Source organism: Sporolactobacillus kofuensis, from assembly GCF_024125425.1.
Classification (GTDB): Bacteria; Bacillota; Bacilli; order Bacillales; family Sporolactobacillaceae; genus Sporolactobacillus; species Sporolactobacillus kofuensis.
On sequence record NZ_JAMXWN010000005.1, the window covers coordinates 151754 to 167290 of the forward strand.

The 15537-nt window shown below is 42.5% G+C and carries 13 protein-coding genes; 12 read left to right on the plus strand and 1 reads right to left on the minus strand.

The window, feature by feature from the left end; translation table 11 throughout:
* Positions 1-57: 57 nt before the first annotated feature.
* The 4 genes from NIE32_RS05980 to holA all read left to right on the plus strand — a co-directional run bounded on the left by NIE32_RS05980 (position 58) and on the right by holA (position 5083).
* A complete protein-coding gene (locus NIE32_RS05980) occupies positions 58-723 on the plus strand; it encodes a helix-hairpin-helix domain-containing protein (protein WP_253053864.1) in 666 nt (221 codons plus the stop codon).
* 87 nt (positions 724-810) lie between these two features.
* Positions 811-1278: a ComE operon protein 2 gene (locus tag NIE32_RS05985; RefSeq protein ID WP_253053865.1), complete on the plus strand. Its 468-nt coding sequence runs from the start codon at positions 811-813 to the stop codon at positions 1276-1278.
* A gap of 74 nt (positions 1279-1352) precedes the next feature.
* The gene (locus NIE32_RS05990; protein WP_253053867.1) at positions 1353-3668 is read left to right on the plus strand and encodes a DNA internalization-related competence protein ComEC/Rec2; all 2316 of its coding nucleotides are present in this window, start codon (positions 1353-1355) and stop codon (positions 3666-3668) included.
* Between the two features lie 386 nt (positions 3669-4054).
* Positions 4055-5083 (plus strand): DNA polymerase III subunit delta, encoded by a 1029-nt coding sequence (gene holA, locus NIE32_RS05995; RefSeq protein WP_253053869.1) that lies wholly within the window; start codon positions 4055-4057, stop codon positions 5081-5083.
* A gap of 79 nt (positions 5084-5162) precedes the next feature.
* On the opposite strand, the gene rpsT is transcribed toward holA, so the two are convergent.
* The gene (rpsT, locus tag NIE32_RS06000) at positions 5163-5429 is read right to left on the minus strand and encodes a 30S ribosomal protein S20 (RefSeq protein WP_253053871.1); all 267 of its coding nucleotides are present in this window, start codon (positions 5427-5429) and stop codon (positions 5163-5165) included.
* A gap of 260 nt (positions 5430-5689) precedes the next feature.
* Here rpsT and gpr point away from each other — a divergent pair, with 260 nt between their 5' ends.
* The 8 genes from gpr (at position 5690) to dnaJ (ending at position 15463) form a co-directional block, all read left to right on the plus strand.
* Positions 5690-6769 (plus strand): GPR endopeptidase, encoded by a 1080-nt coding sequence (gpr, locus tag NIE32_RS06005; protein WP_253053873.1) that lies wholly within the window; start codon positions 5690-5692, stop codon positions 6767-6769.
* Between the two features lie 75 nt (positions 6770-6844).
* Complete coding sequence (locus NIE32_RS06010; RefSeq protein WP_253053875.1) at positions 6845-7162, plus strand: hypothetical protein; 318 nt, start codon at positions 6845-6847, stop codon at positions 7160-7162.
* A gap of 170 nt (positions 7163-7332) precedes the next feature.
* Complete coding sequence (gene lepA, locus NIE32_RS06015) at positions 7333-9156, plus strand: translation elongation factor 4 (RefSeq protein WP_253053877.1); 1824 nt, start codon at positions 7333-7335, stop codon at positions 9154-9156.
* Positions 9146-10291 carry a radical SAM family heme chaperone HemW gene (gene hemW / locus NIE32_RS06020; RefSeq protein ID WP_381450638.1) on the plus strand — a complete coding sequence of 382 codons (1146 nt, stop codon included), beginning with the start codon at positions 9146-9148 and terminating at the stop codon, positions 10289-10291. The genes lepA and hemW overlap by 11 nt, the downstream gene beginning before the upstream one ends.
* A 251-nt stretch (positions 10292-10542) precedes the next feature.
* Positions 10543-11568, plus strand: coding sequence for a heat-inducible transcriptional repressor HrcA (gene hrcA, locus NIE32_RS06025; protein WP_253053879.1), 1026 nt, complete (start codon positions 10543-10545; stop codon positions 11566-11568).
* Between the two features lie 35 nt (positions 11569-11603).
* Complete coding sequence (grpE, locus tag NIE32_RS06030; protein ID WP_253053881.1) at positions 11604-12248, plus strand: nucleotide exchange factor GrpE; 645 nt, start codon at positions 11604-11606, stop codon at positions 12246-12248.
* Positions 12249-12298: 50 nt separating this feature from the next.
* Entirely contained in the window at positions 12299-14140 is a 1842-nt protein-coding gene (gene dnaK / locus NIE32_RS06035; RefSeq protein WP_253053883.1) for a molecular chaperone DnaK, read from the plus strand.
* Positions 14141-14323: 183 nt separating this feature from the next.
* Positions 14324-15463 (plus strand): molecular chaperone DnaJ, encoded by a 1140-nt coding sequence (dnaJ, locus tag NIE32_RS06040; RefSeq protein WP_253053885.1) that lies wholly within the window; start codon positions 14324-14326, stop codon positions 15461-15463.
* Positions 15464-15537 lie beyond the last annotated feature (74 nt).

Below are 15537 nucleotides of genomic sequence, written 5' to 3' on the forward strand. Positions count from 1 at the left end.
ATCAATAATATGTATCGCCGCCAGCAGTTGTGCGTCGGAACTGAGAGGAGAAATAACTTGAACATTCAATGGACGAAGTACAAGACCGTGATTATTCTTTGCCTGATTATCCTCATTATTTGCCTTTGGCTGTTCTATCGGCACCAATCCAACCTCAAAAAAACAATAACGCTCGAAAAAACGAGTGCAGTGTTCTCAAATTCAGATTCTCGTACATCGAAGCAGAATACGGAAGGAAGCCGTTCAATGAAAGACCAGAATACCGAGGCGAAGGAGTTCATTGTAGACATTAAAGGGGCTGTGGTGCATCCGGGTATTTATCATGTTCGCCCCGATGATCGTGTTATAGACGGTATAACGCTTGCCGGCGGATTGACAAAGAAAGCCGATCGAAACAAAGTAAATTTGGCACAGAAAGTTGCGGACGAAATGGTTATTTATGTTCCGGTAAAAGGTGAAGAGGGGGTGAATAGTCTGTCAAATCCAATGGGAAGTGAGGGGGGAGAGCGTCCCGTTCAAGATGGCGTGGAAAAAGTAAATATTAATACGGCTGACGAACAGAAAATGCAGGATCTTCCTGGAATTGGTCCGGCAAAGGCAAAAGCAATTATCCTATATCGGGAGGAAAATGGGCCTTTTAAAAGCCTTGATGATTTAACCAATGTATCAGGCATAGGTGATAAATCACTGGAAAAAATCAAGCCTGCAGCGACGCTCAATTAAAATGCAGTGGAAAAAATTTTCGATAGACAGTGCTACAATCTGATACAATGGGGACAGGCTGCTAGAATTCAGAAGGAAGGTAGAAGTATGGAAAGACTATCTTGGGATCAATATTTTATGGCCCAGAGCCATTTGCTTGCATCGAGAAGTACATGCACGAGACTTTTTGTCGGGGCGACAATTGTACGGGACAAACGAATCATTGCTGGTGGTTATAATGGATCAATTGCAGGAGGACCACATTGTTCTGATGAAGGATGCTATATGATTGATGGGCACTGTGCACGTACGATCCATGCAGAGATGAACGCCATTCTGCAATGTGCAAAGTTCGGGGAGTCAACCGATGGAGCAGAGCTTTATGTTACGCATTATCCCTGTGTGCAGTGCTGTAAATCGATTATTCAAGCAGGAATAAAGAGCGTCTATTACGCCAAGGATTACAAGAATCATCCTTACGCAGAAGAACTTTTTCGAACAGCGCATGTTTACGTGAAGAAGGTACCTTTTGATAAAGTCATTGAATTAAAACAAGTGAATAATACAGCACAATAAAAGGAAGGGGTATCCTTTGGCTATGTGTCCCATTATGGATAGAAAATTGGTTTGCTGTCAGGGTGTAGAATGAAATGCCTTTCATTGGCCGATGGCATCTTTTCGCATTGTCCGGTTGCCTCTCCGCATGGGCGGGATTAGAAAAACATTCCGTGGTTCCATTGGTTGTTTTGCTCATATACGGAGTATATCTCGCGATGAGAAAGCACTTTGCTTTTCTTTTCACATTACTCACTATTTTTTTTATTATTCAATTAGATATTGTTTACTTTCAAACCAATCAATCGCAGTTCTCTGGAGCTGAGGAATCGGTCCAAGGACGGATTGTGGGACTTCCGCAAGTTAATGGAGATCAACTAACGTTTCAACTGAAGACCGATTCTGGTGAGTCCATGCTTATCTATACCAAATTGCGTTCGAAAAAAGAGAAAAGTTTTCTCATCCGGAAACTAAAGCCAGGAATGCCGTGCCGTGTATCTGGTAAACTGGAGAAGCCGCCAAGCCCCACTAATTTTCATGCATTTGACCAGCGTCAATATTTGGAACGGCACCATATATACTGGCAGCTGAGGGCGACCAGTATACCGATCGTTACAGATGGCTCACCTAATCTGATCGAACGCATGCAACGTTTGCGCCAGAATCAAATCCTCTTTATTTCCGATCATTTTTCTACGACAAGTTCTGAAATGATGAATGCACTCATTTTCGGTGCGGATGATCAAATGGATGATGAACTTGTGTCTGCATATCGAATGTTTGGGCTTGTGCATTTATTGGTCGTATCAGGTATGCACGTCGTTGTTGTTTTTGGCACACTCTTCTATATTTTTAGGCGCTTAGGGGTTGTGCGTGACTATGCAATGATTGTAATGATTGTGCTTATCCCGTTTTACGTCATTTTGACCGGTTCTGAAGCTTCGATTATACGATCTGGCCTCACAGCAATGATTGTGCTTTTCTTTGGACTCACTCACTATCGATTACCGGTATCCGATCCGATTAGCCTTGCCTGTCTTTTAATGGTTGTTTATGATCCAAATATCGTCTTCGATCTTGGATTCCAGCTCTCATTTGCGGTTACTTTCGCAGTTCTTATCGGTGGACCGACTGTTCTTCAGAGGTACCGATCTCGGATCATCCGTTCAATTATTCTTTCCCTCCTATGCGAACTTGCTGCTTTTCCAATCGTCGTTTTTAACTTTTATCAACTATCCCTTGCAGGAATTTTTTTAAGTATCTTTTTTGTACCGTTTATTACACTCCTCGTATTCCCTCTTGGTACGCTTGCGTATTTTGCTTCGCTTTTTCATTTGCCGTTTGTCGATTTTTTATCCTTTCTTTTGGATTTAGTCTTATACATTCCACACCGTTTATTGCTGTTTTTATCTAATCACCCGTTGCTTCAATTGAATTATGGCGCATTGACCGGTTGGGAGGCAGTTGGGTCCGTGCTCCTTGTTGCAGTGGCATTGACGATCTGGGAGATGCGAAACGGTGTGCGCTCAAATGCAGTGCTTCTTGCACCATTTCTCATCCTATTGGTATGGGTTTATACTGCTGATTATCTTCAGCCTATGGGGAAGGTAACGTTTCTAGATGTTGGGCAAGGCGACAGTATTCTGATTCAATTGCCACATCGAAAAGGTGCTTTGCTTATTGATAGTGGCGGTACAATTGCCTATGAACAAGAAACATGGCAGAAAAGGAAGAAACCATTTGAGGTCGGCAGAGATGTTGTGTTGAAAGAGCTCACCGCATTAAGGGTGAATCGACTGGATGCAGTGTTTCTAACACATCGGGATACTGACCATATTGGCGGCATGAAAGGTTTGATAGGAAAAGTTGGTATTAAACATCTGTTCATCAGTCCTTATCATGACCCGGATCATGAAGACTTAAGGCTCATGAGAAAGATGATCAACGGTGGAACTCAACTCTCTTTTGTTAAAGAGGGGATGACGATAAAAATTGGTGAAACGAGCTTCTATATACTTTCTCCCAATGTGAGGTCGACGGAAAGCAATGACAACTCTCTTGTCATTTATGGGGTGATGGGTGGTCAGCGCTGGATGTTCACTGGGGATCTGAGCCAGCAAGGTGAGCAGAAAGTAATGGAGAAATTTCCAAGCATTAAAGCGGACATACTTAAATTAGGACATCACGGAAGTAGAACGTCGACATCAGAACGATGGCTCGAACAACTTGATCCTAAAATTGGGATTATTTCAAGTGGAAAAAACAATCGATATGGACATCCCCATGTTGAAGTACTCGATCATTTAAAGGCGCGAAAAATCAGGACATTGCGTACCGATCAACTGGGAGCGATCGCTTTTTATTTCACGAACAAGAAGATTGTTCATGTGAGATCGGCCGTACACCCTTAACCGGTCATTACCAGAAATTTTATAAAAATAACAAGAGTTGTCACCCATACTTTTTTTGATCATAGGATAACATAGAAAGAGTAATGAATATCGCTTGACCAGCGTTGTCCTAGGCTTCGTCAGTCGAGCGTTCATATATATCAATGGGAGTAGCGGGACGCTGCTCTCTTTTTTTGGAACAATAAAATTATATTCTTTTTCTTAGCATGAGGTGAAGATGCGAGAAACCTGCAGCAAGCGAGCAATCGGAGCATAATTGATGCCAGCAAAGTGGCTGGCGTTTGGTGTTCGATTTTTTCTTACTTGTCATCAGGAATCATGGACGGTAAAGTAAAGAGAGAGAAGAATAAGAATGAACTGTTCGTTGACGTAAAGGATGAAAAGTTATGGCGACACCCAAATCGGCTGATCTATCAATAAGCAAGCCACTTGCCCCTATATACTTGCTGTTTGGTACACAAGATTATCTTATACAATTGATGAAGAAAACCATTATTGATGAAGCATTAAATACAGAAGAACGGGACTTTAACTTTTCAAGGTACGATATGACTGAGTCCCCGCTCGAATATGCCCTTGAGGATGCCGAAACGGTTCCGTTCTTTGGTGAGAAAAAAGTAGTGGTACTTGATAATGCCTATTTTCTAACTCCGGAGAAAGCGAAAACGAAAATTGATCAGAAAATTGAGCGGCTCGAGCAGTATCTGGTACATCCTGCTGAAGATACAGTGCTTTTGATTACAGCGCCTTATGAAAAACTTGATCGGCGCAAGAAAATTGTGAAAGCCGTTGAAAAGACTGCGTCTGTTTATGAACTTTCACATTTGACCGATACGACACTTTATCACATTCTCGAGAATGTTGCGCTGCAGTATGGTGCACAGTACACAAGAGAAGGGCATGAGCAGTTAATTTCGTCGATCGGTCCTCACCTCGGTCAGTTAGCCAATGAAGTTGGCAAATGTGCTTTGTATTGTGGCGCAGATCGACCTATTGACGCACAAGTTGTGGATGAGATTGGCTCAAAATCACTGGAAACGAATGTGTTCCTGCTCGTGAATCAGGTGATGCAAAGAAAAACTGCCGACGCATTGCATCTCTTACATGATTTAGTCAGAATGAAAGAAGAACCCCTAAAGCTGCTTGCGCTCCTTGAAAGACAATTTCGTATCGTTTACCAAGCAGGCTATTACCAAAAAGCCGGATTTACTCAGAATAGTATCGCATCGAAAATCGGTGTTCATCCCTATGCCGTAAAATTGGCACTCGACCAAACACGGTTATTTAGTGCGCCTCTGTTAAAACATGCGCTTGAGAAATGCGTCGAAACGGATTATCAAATCAAGACCGGTCAAGCGGATAAACTGTTGGCGCTTGAACTGCTTATTGCTTCGATCTCTGATCGAACAGCCTAATCAAGAAGAGATTCAATAATACTAAAAAAGGCAAAAAAAAGAGGCTCGCTACAATAGCGAGCCGTTTTCATCGTCCAACTTAGGCTTCCAGAGTGTTCAATTTCTTTGAAAGTCTGGACTTTTCATGAGCTGCTTTATTTTTATGGATCAAGCCTTTAGTAGCTGCCTTGTCAACTTTTTTCGTAGCAGCAATAAAAGCGGCCTTTGCGCCATCAACGTCTTTTTCTTCAACCTTAGTGTTGAATGATTTAATTGCTGTGCGCATTGCGGACTTGTATTGCACGTTGTGCTGACGGTTCGCTTCGCTCGTTTTTACACGTTTAATCGCTGATTTAATGTTTGGCATTCGATTCACCTCCAAATCATGAATTCCCGGTCATCAAACTAACTCCGCCGAAATAACACGTTCTTTTATAAATAAACGAAACGCTAAAAAGCATCTATTCCTATGAGCAGAGATTCATTCTGACAAAGTGTATTGTATCAAAGCGTCCCATCTTTTGCAATGAATGAATGAAAAAAGCGGAAATGAACATCCTTTAAACAGATATTGAGTCGTGTTAGATGTTGACTCATTTGGATGCGATGCATGAGGAGGAGTTTGCGATGGATCACAATTTAGATCTAAAACAGTATACCGTGCGCACAGACTTGGCCATTGAAGCAAATGAAAAAAAGCCCGAAATTCAAGGTGTTCATGTAGATGAGAAAACGGAAGATGGAATAAAGGTCACGTTCATGACTATTGACGAACACGCATCATTATCAATGAGAAAGAAATCAGGAACATACCTGACCTTTGAAGCGAAAGCACTGCGCTCAGGCGATACGAATGTAGAAGGAAAGGTCGAAGAAATATTTGCTAAATATTTTTCTCAGTTTCTTAAAAAGCTAGGCATCGCTGACAACGCGAGTTGCCTTGTCGTTGGTCTGGGAAATTGGAAAGTCACACCTGATGCATTAGGGCCAAGTGTGGTCGAAAACGTTTTGGTAACCAAACATCTCTTTGATCTTCAACCTGAAAATATCCAACCGGGTTATCGGCCGGTAAGTGCGATCACACCTGGCGTTATGGGCGTTACGGGTATTGAAACAAGCGATATTATTCTAGGCGTGATTGAGAAGACGAAACCGGATTTTCTTATTGCTATTGATGCACTGGCTGCACGTGCAATTGATCGTGTCAACACAACGATACAAGTGGCGGATAGCGGCATTCATCCCGGATCCGGTATCGGCAACAACCGTAAAGAGTTAAGCCGCCAATCATTAGGTATCCCGGTTATTGCGATCGGTGTTCCCACCGTGGTCGATGCGGTAACTATTACGAGTGATTCGCTTGATTTGTTGCTGCGTCATTTAGAACGCGAAATGAATGATAAGAAACCATCAAAAGCACTGGCACCTTCGTGGATGGCATTTGGCGAGCAAGTGGATTACAAGGGACTAAAATTGCCAAGTGAAGAAAACAGAGCGGCATTTCTTGGTATGGTCGGTACACTGAGTGAGGAAGAAAAAGCGCAACTTATTCAGGAAGCGCTTGGCGCTAGCGGTACGCAATTAATGGTCACACCGAAAGAAGTCGACTTCTTCATCGAAAAAATGGGGAATGTTATTGCGCAAGGGCTGAACGCAGCACTTCATCATCAAGTGAATCAGAAAAATGTTGGTCATTACACACATTAAGGTTATGAATATAGAAAGGCGTGCATAGGATCCTTAACAAAGTTGGACAAGCAGTTGTGAAAGGAGCCGATGGGGATGAAACGTTTTGTTTTGGAATGTTTCATTATTCTTACTGTTGTTATGTTTTGCATGCTTTATGGGGCTGTTACGATTAGAGATGCACAGCAAACGCAACCGGTGAGCCAACAAATCGGAAACCGAGCTTATGCACAAAAAATTATTGTCCCGGATGCGAATAAAGCAGATCCCTCCACATTGAGTACACCACAGAAGGCAATAAGTCCTCCAACACAGCATGGATATACGCTCTCTGAAAAGGTTCAACGCTTTTTTCTGTTTATGATCAGCGGGGTAGCAGAGGTTGTTGAGGGATTTATCCATGCACTTGTTTAACACGGATAAATGAAGGATAAGACCGATCCGAATCTGATCGGCTCTTTACGATGAAAGAGCTCATCCACCATAACTATACACTGGCTCTATCTCTTTCTTGATTGAAACGCTCTCGAACGATTGATATAATCGAGTTTAAGTGATGTTTTTTTCGAGCAGGAGGAGCAACTATGTCAGAGAATAAAGATACGCGCCAAGCGCATATCCGCAATTTTTCAATTATTGCCCATATCGACCATGGAAAATCAACATTGGCGGACCGAATTTTGGAAGCGACACAAGCCCTTACGCAAAGAGAAATGAAGGCGCAAACGCTTGACGCCATGGATCTAGAACGTGAACGCGGCATTACGATTAAGTTAAATGCTGTCGAATTAAATTATAAAGCACCAAATGGTGAAACGTATATCTTCCACCTTATAGACACACCAGGTCACGTCGATTTCTCTTATGAAGTTTCGCGTAGTTTGGCTGCCTGCGAAGGTGCGCTACTTGTTGTGGATGCGGCCCAAGGCGTTGAGGCTCAGACCTTAGCAAATGTCTATCTGGCATTAGAGAACAATCTGGAAATTATTCCGGTGATAAATAAAATTGACTTGCCGAACGCGGATCCGGAACGGGTGAAAAATGAAATTGAGGATGTTATTGGTTTAGATGCTTCGGATGCGGTGCTTGCCTCAGCGAAAGCCGGTATTGGTACGGACGAAATTCTGAAACAAATTATTGAGAACATTCCTGCACCTTCAGGGGATCCAAATGCCCCATTGCAAGCACTGATTTTTGATTCTCTTTATGATGCCTATCGAGGCGTTGTTGTCTATATCCGGGTGGTTGAGGGATCAGTTCGTGTTGGCGATAAAATTAAAATGATGGCGAATGGAAAAACTTTTGAAGTTCTTGAAGTTGGCGTCTCAACACCGAAAATCGAAAATCGTGAAGTATTATCCGTGGGTGATGTAGGTTTTCTCACGGCATCGATTAAGTCGGTTCACGATACACAAGTCGGCGATACAGTGACTCATGCGGAACGGCCGGCTGCCGAGCCGCTTCCTGGCTATCGAAAGATGAATCCAATGGTCTATTGCGGGTTATATCCTATTGATACAGCACGCTATGATGATCTGCGTGAGGCACTTGGTCGATTGGAATTAAATGATTCAGCGTTGCAGTATGAACCGGAAACATCGGAAGCACTTGGGTTTGGCTTTCGATGCGGCTTTCTTGGCCTCTTGCATATGGATATTGTACAAGAAAGGCTAGAACGTGAATTTAATATAGACTTGATTGCCACAGCACCAAGTGTGATCTATAACGTCAAACTGACAGATGGTTCGAGTGTACGCGTTGGTAACCCTTCTGAGATGCCAGAACGAAAATTCATCTCCGAAGTTGAAGAACCCTATGTAAAGGCAACAATCATGACTCCTAATGATTATGTGGGAGCGATTATGGAACTCTGCCAGAGAAAACGTGGAGAGTTTAAAACAATGGAATACCTTGATGCAAATCGAACCAACGTCATTTATGATCTCCCTCTATCAGAAATCATGTTTGATTTCTTCGATTTTCTGAAGTCCAGCACGAAAGGGTACGCCTCACTGGATTATGAGATGGATGGCTATCGCGTCAGTGATTTATTGAAAATGGATATATTACTGAATGGGGAAAAGGTGGACGCGCTTTCCGTAATCGTTCACCAGGAATTTGCGTATGATCGTGGAAAAGCAATCGTTGAAAAGTTAAAAGAATTGATTCCTCGCCAACAATTCGAGGTACCGATTCAGGCAGCGATTGGACAGAAAATTATCTCCCGCTCGACAATTAAGGCGTTACGTAAAAATGTCTTAGCAAAATGTTATGGCGGTGAGGTGTCACGAAAACGCAAATTGCTGGAAAAACAAAAAGAAGGTAAGAAGAGGATGAAGGCGGTTGGTAGTGTCGAAGTACCACAGGAAGCGTTTATGGCCGTCTTTAAAATGAGCCATGATGATTAAGTCAAACGCACATCGAGGTGCATATATCCACATTCCATTCTGCGATCATATTTGTCATTACTGTGATTTTAATAAAGTATTTATGAAGAATCAGCCTGTTGACGAGTATTTAGATGCACTTGCAAAGGAAATGCAACATTATAGAGAAGATGGATTGCCTGAGACGATATATATTGGTGGAGGAACGCCAACGGCATTGAATGAAGTTCAATTTGAACGGCTATTTATCGATATTCAGAAAAATTTAGTTCATTCATCTGTTCGAGAATTCACAGTTGAAGCCAATCCGGAAAGTTTAAATGAAGAAAAACTTGAGATTATGAAACGTTTCGGTGTCACGAGGCTGAGTATCGGGGTGCAGACCTTTGATGATCATCTCCTGCAAGAAATTGGCCGTGCACACAAGTCTGCTGACGCAGCAAACGCAGTCAAGTTAGCACAAACGCATGGCTTTGATAATGTAACACTGGATCTGATGTTTGCACTGCCGGGACAGACAGAAACGAGTCTTCATGAATCACTTGAAAGAGCTATAGGATTGGGAACGCCGCACATCTCCATCTATTCGCTTCAAATCGAACCGAAAACAATTTTTTATAATCGTATGAGGTCGGGAAAATTGAGACTTCCAGGTGAAGATATCGAAGCGGATATGTATGGTCAAATTATATTTGAGTTGGAGAAACACGGGTTGCATCACTATGAAATCAGCAATTTTGCGAAACCGGGCTATGAAGGCATTCACAATTCCTTATATTGGCAGAATGAAGAATATTATGGTATTGGTGCAGGTGCCCATGGTTATTGGAAGGGCGTCAGGTATGCAAATGCCGGTCCGGTGAAAAAATATATTGAACGTGTGCATGCACATGGACATGCACGAACTTCTGAGCATCCAGTCACGGTTACTGAAAAGATGGAAGAGGAAATGTTTCTTGGACTAAGACTTATGAAGGGTGTGAGTACGTCTCATTTTCGAGAAAAATTCGGAGTGCCGATCGATCAAATCTATGGTACTCAAATCGCTCGCTTACAAGAGGAAGGATTGTTAACGGAACATCATGGACGGCTCTCTTTGACACGGAGGGGTATTTTCTTAGGAAACAATGTCTTCGAAGCATTCATCACTTCATAACAGTTAATGTTTGCTGCAAATAAGAAAGCGTGGATGATTTTCAACAGTTGCACGTGTTTGACCCTTTTACTGGGTTATGAATGGTCAGACGGTACCATCACGATAATTTACACGCTTACTCTCGTCAATTTTCTTTGAGGATTATAAGGATTAATGCCCCAAAATATTTGACAAATGGGCATGAAGTTGGTAAATTTTAATGTAGAATTAGCACTCAGATAGAACGAGTGCTAACAGAGGTGATCAACAAGATGTTAACTGAACGTCAGTTGTTTCTCATGCGGCTTCTGGTTAATGACTATGTTGTCTCAGCTGAGCCTGTGGGTTCACGATCGATCTCCAAACGGGATGATGTTCATTTTAGTCCTGCGACGATCAGAAATGAGCTTGCGGATTTGGAAGAGATGGGTTACCTTGAGAAAACGCATCTTTCCTCAGGACGGGTGCCGTCGGAAAAAGGTTACCGATTTTATGTCGATCATTTATTGTCGCCGGAGATGCTTTCTGATGATGAAATGGACAGTATTCGCAATGAATATCAGAAAAAGTTCTCGGAGACAGAGGAATTAATTCGGATTACGGCTAAAGTTCTTTCAGAGTTTACGAATTATACAGCAATTATGCTTGGCCCTGAACTCTTAGAGATGAAGCTGAAACATATTCAAATGGTGAAACTGAGTCAGACTCAGGGTGTTTTGATCATCGTTACGGACACCGGCCATGTTGAAAATCGTGTCGTTTCTTTTCCGGAGACGATTCGTGCCGAAGATATCGAAAAGATTGTTAATATTTTAAATGACAAGCTCAAGATGGTTCCTCTTTTTAATCTTCAGAGTCGGTTGAATGACGAACTGGCGAGCGTGCTACGTGCCAACATCCGTGACTATAAAAAGGTGATGGCGCTGCTCAACAATAGTTTTGCGATCAATGATCCGGAACAGATTTTTTATAGTGGAAAGAATAATATTTTGTCACAGCCTGAATTTCAAGATGTGGAAAAGATTATTTCACTTCTCAATGTTCTGGAAGGAAAAGAGATCGTCCGTGAACTCATGAATATGCCGACAAGGGGTCTGCATATTCGTATTGGCCGGGAAAATAAACTGAATGGTTTTGAAGAGTGCAGTCTAATCACAACAACCTATTCAGTGGGCAGCGAGCATTTAGGTACAGTTGCTGTTATCGGTCCAAAACGAATGGCGTATCCACGCGTCGTCACATTGATTGACCTAGTTTCAAAATTATTAACTGAAAACCTTAACAAACAAGAGCGTTGAACTCCCAGCTCTTCGATACTTCAGGAGGTGAGCCTATGGCAGAACAGGTAAATAAAGAAACGCAAAACAACGATGTAGAATCAGAAGAAATAAAGAATACTGAGCAAGCAAACACTGCAACGGGAGAGGGTACTTCTTCAGAAGCTACCGTTGAATCGGAGCATGCAGAATCGTCAAATGACGAAAGTTCTGACTCTCAAGATTCGCTGCTCAAGAAAATTGCTGAACAAACTGCTGAAATCGAAGCACTTAAGGCGCAAGTGGATGAAAATAATAATCGCTGGCTAAGAACACAGGCAGACTTTGATAACTTCCGCAAACGTACGACCAAAGAAAAAGCGGATTCACGAAAATTTCGCGCTCAGGATCTTGTTTCAGATATGCTTGAAATACTTGATAACTTTCAACGTGCACTGGCCGTTGAAACTGTATCTGAAGACGGTCAAGCCCTGAAAAAAGGCATGGAAATGGTCCTATCAAAGTTGGAGAATGCCTTGAAAAAAGAAGGCGTTGAAGAAATTCCATCCCTCCATCAACCGTTTGATCCAAACGTGCATCAAGCGGTGATGCAGGAGGAAAGTGCTGAGCATGAATCAGGCACAGTCACCCAAGTCCTTCAAGCGGGTTACACATTGAATGGACGGGTCATTCGTCCGGCAATGGTGAAAGTTAGTTCTTGATTTTGAAGGTTCAAACTTAATGTTTTTTTAATATTAGGAGGATAAGAAACATGAGTAAAATTATTGGTATTGACTTAGGTACAACAAACTCTTGTGTAGCAGTAATGGAAGGCGGAGAACCTGTTGTAATCCCTAATCCGGAAGGCGCGAGAACAACACCATCAGCAGTAGCCTTCAAGAATGGTGAACGTCAGGTCGGCGAAGTTGCAAAACGTCAGGCTGTCACGAACCCGAATACAATTCTTTCCATCAAACGTCATATGGGTACGGACTACAAGGTTGAAGTTGAAGGCAAAAAATATACGCCTCAGGAAATTTCAGCCATCATTCTTCAGAAACTGAAATCTGATGCTGAAGCCTATCTTGGCGAAGCAGTTGATAAAGCGGTTATTACCGTACCTGCTTACTTCAATGACGCACAGCGTCAGGCAACAAAGGATGCCGGAAAGATTGCCGGCCTTGAAGTGTTGAGAATTATCAACGAACCAACAGCAGCATCACTTGCCTACGGTCTCGACAAAGGTGAAGATCAGACAATTCTTGTTTTTGACTTAGGTGGCGGTACTTTTGACGTGTCTATCCTTGAACTCGGCGACGGTATTTTCGAAGTAAAGGCGACTGCCGGTAACAACAGACTTGGCGGTGACGACTTTGATGAACGAATTATCCAGTATTTGATCAGCGAATTCAAAAAGGAAACAGGCATTGATCTTTCCGGTGATAAGATGGCACTGCAACGTTTGAAAGATGCATCTGAAAAAGCGAAGAAAGAACTCTCCGGTGTCTCACAAGCACAAATTTCACTACCGTTTATCTCTGCTGATGCAACGGGTCCTAAGCACTTGGAAATGAATCTGTCACGTGCGAAATTTGATGAACTGACTGCTGACCTTGTTGAATCAACAATGGGACCGGTTCGTCAGGCTCTTTCTGATGCTGACATGACGATGGATGACATTCACAAGATCGTACTCGTAGGGGGTTCAACCCGAATTCCTGCTGTTCAAGCAGCGATCAAGAATATCACGGGTAAGGAACCAAGCAAGGGCGTTAACCCGGATGAAGTTGTCGCTGTCGGCGCTGCAATTCAAGGCGGTGTTCTAACTGGTGATGTTAAGGATGTTGTTCTTCTCGATGTTACTCCGCTTTCACTTGGTATCGAGACTATGGGCGGCGTATTCACGAAATTAATTGATCGTAATACAACCATTCCAACAAGCAAATCACAAGTGTTCTCAACAGCTGCAGATAATCAAACGGCAGTAGATATTCATGTGCTTCAAGGTGAACGTCAGATGGCAGCCGATAACAAAACGCTTGGCCGTTTCCAATTAACGGATATTCCGCCAGCACCACGTGGCATTCCTCAAATCGAAGTGACATTTGAAATTGATGCAAACGGTATTGTTAATGTTAAGGCAAAGGACAAGGGAACAAACAAGGAACAATCAATCACCATTCAATCGTCTTCAGGTCTAAGTGATGATGAGATCGATAGAATGGTTAAAGATGCTGAAGCAAATGCAGATGCAGATAAGAAACGTAAAGAAGAAGTTGATCTTCGCAATGAATCAGACCAGTTAATCTTTGCAACGGAGAAGACGATTAAAGATCTTGGCGATAAAGTGGAGGCATCAGAAAAATCTAAGGCTGAAGCAGCTAAAGATAAACTGAAAAAAGCACTCGAAGGTAAAGATCTTGAAGCAATTAAAGCAGCAAAAGATGAATTAAATGAAGTTGTTCAACAGCTTTCAGTAAAACTGTATCAGCAAGCACAAGGTGCACAAAATGCACAAGGAACTGCTGGAAACGCAAAGAAAGACGATGACGTAGTTGATGCAGATTACAAAGAAGTAAATGACGACGATAAGGATAAGAACAAAAAGAACTGATCATTCATAGATTAATCGTGTGATTCGGTTCAACAACCACTGTTTTTTTTAAAGTGTACGATGGAATTAAGTTTCTGAGAAAGCCGAAGTCGGACGTGGGTTCTGGCTTTGGCTTTTTCTTGCTTAACTATCTATTTGGGTGATATGATAAACTTTATGTGAAATCATTTCGGGAGTGATTTGATGAGTAAGCGGGATTATTACGAGATCCTTGGCGTTAGTAAAGATGCCTCAAAGGATGAAATAAAAAAAGCGTTTAGAAAACTGGCGAGAAAATACCATCCCGATGTTAATAAAGATGCAGATGCGCCTGAAAAATTCAAGGAAGCAACAAAAGCATATGAAACTTTGAGCGATCCGCAAAAAAGAGCCCAGTACGATCAATTCGGCGAAGCCGATCCGAATCAGGGTGGATTCGGTGGTTTTGGCGGTGGTCAAGGATTCAGCGGTGGCGACTTCGGGGGATTTGGTGATATTTTCGATCAGATATTTAATGGCGGTGCGAGAAGACGTGATCCTAATGCACCAAGACAGGGCTCGGATCTTCAGTACGAAATGTCGATCACTTTTGAAGAGGCTGCATTTGGTAAGACAACAGATATTCGTATACCAAAAGAAGAAACCTGCTCAACATGTCATGGTACAGGAGCAAAAGCAGGATCAAAACCTGAACAATGTTCACATTGCCATGGTACCGGTCAACTCAATCAGGAACAGAATACACCATTTGGACGTATTGTGAATCGTCGTGTGTGTCAGTATTGTCATGGAACCGGTAAAATCATTAAAAATCCTTGCAGCACCTGTGCAGGTACCGGCAAGATGAAGGTGAATAAGAAGATTGAAGTGAAAATCCCTGCAGGAATTGATGACGGACAGCAAATCCGTTTGTCAGGACAGGGTGAACCGGGTGTCAATGGTGGTCCGTCGGGTGATCTCTATATCGTTTTTAGCGTGAAACCACACAAATATTATCAACGTAATGGCGATGATGTGCTGTTAGAGGTACCTTTGAATTTTGCTCAAGTCGCACTTGGCGATGAGATTGAGGTTCCGACCCTCTACGGTAAGGTGAAGTTGCGTATACCTGCCGGTACTCAGACCGGAACAAAATTCCGGTTAAGAGATAAAGGAATTAAGAATGTCAGAGGATATGGCCAAGGGGATGAACATGTAACCGTCAAAGTCGTGACTCCGAAACATCTGTCAGAAGAGGAAAAGACGCTGTTTAAAAAACTGGCAGAAGTTGGGGGCAGTCCAGTTAGCGAAGGCGACGAGAGTTTTTTTGACAAAATGAAGAAAAAGGTCTTTAAAGCGGACTGATTCTAAGATCTTGCGAGAAGCATAATCGAAGAAAACGTCTTTGACATCCTCTACAAGGAGCGAATCCAATACTA

What these genes read in the sequence shown, in the direction of transcription:
- NIE32_RS05985 (WP_253053865.1), top strand. Translation starts at nt 811, where the DNA reads ATGGAAAGACTATCTTGGGATCAATATTTTATGGCCCAGAGCCATTTG.
- NIE32_RS05990 (WP_253053867.1), top strand. Translation starts at nt 1,353, where the DNA reads ATGCCTTTCATTGGCCGATGGCATCTTTTCGCATTGTCCGGTTGCCTC.
- holA (WP_253053869.1), top strand. Translation starts at nt 4,055, where the DNA reads ATGGCGACACCCAAATCGGCTGATCTATCAATAAGCAAGCCACTTGCC.
- rpsT (WP_253053871.1), bottom strand. Translation starts at nt 5,429, where the DNA reads ATGCCAAACATTAAATCAGCGATTAAACGTGTAAAAACGAGCGAAGCG.
- gpr (WP_253053873.1), top strand. Translation starts at nt 5,690, where the DNA reads ATGGATCACAATTTAGATCTAAAACAGTATACCGTGCGCACAGACTTG.
- NIE32_RS06010 (WP_253053875.1), top strand. Translation starts at nt 6,845, where the DNA reads ATGAAACGTTTTGTTTTGGAATGTTTCATTATTCTTACTGTTGTTATG.
- lepA (WP_253053877.1), top strand. Translation starts at nt 7,333, where the DNA reads ATGTCAGAGAATAAAGATACGCGCCAAGCGCATATCCGCAATTTTTCA.
- hemW (WP_381450638.1), top strand. Translation starts at nt 9,146, where the DNA reads ATGATGATTAAGTCAAACGCACATCGAGGTGCATATATCCACATTCCA.
- hrcA (WP_253053879.1), top strand. Translation starts at nt 10,543, where the DNA reads ATGTTAACTGAACGTCAGTTGTTTCTCATGCGGCTTCTGGTTAATGAC.
- grpE (WP_253053881.1), top strand. Translation starts at nt 11,604, where the DNA reads ATGGCAGAACAGGTAAATAAAGAAACGCAAAACAACGATGTAGAATCA.
- dnaK (WP_253053883.1), top strand. Translation starts at nt 12,299, where the DNA reads ATGAGTAAAATTATTGGTATTGACTTAGGTACAACAAACTCTTGTGTA.
- dnaJ (WP_253053885.1), top strand. Translation starts at nt 14,324, where the DNA reads ATGAGTAAGCGGGATTATTACGAGATCCTTGGCGTTAGTAAAGATGCC.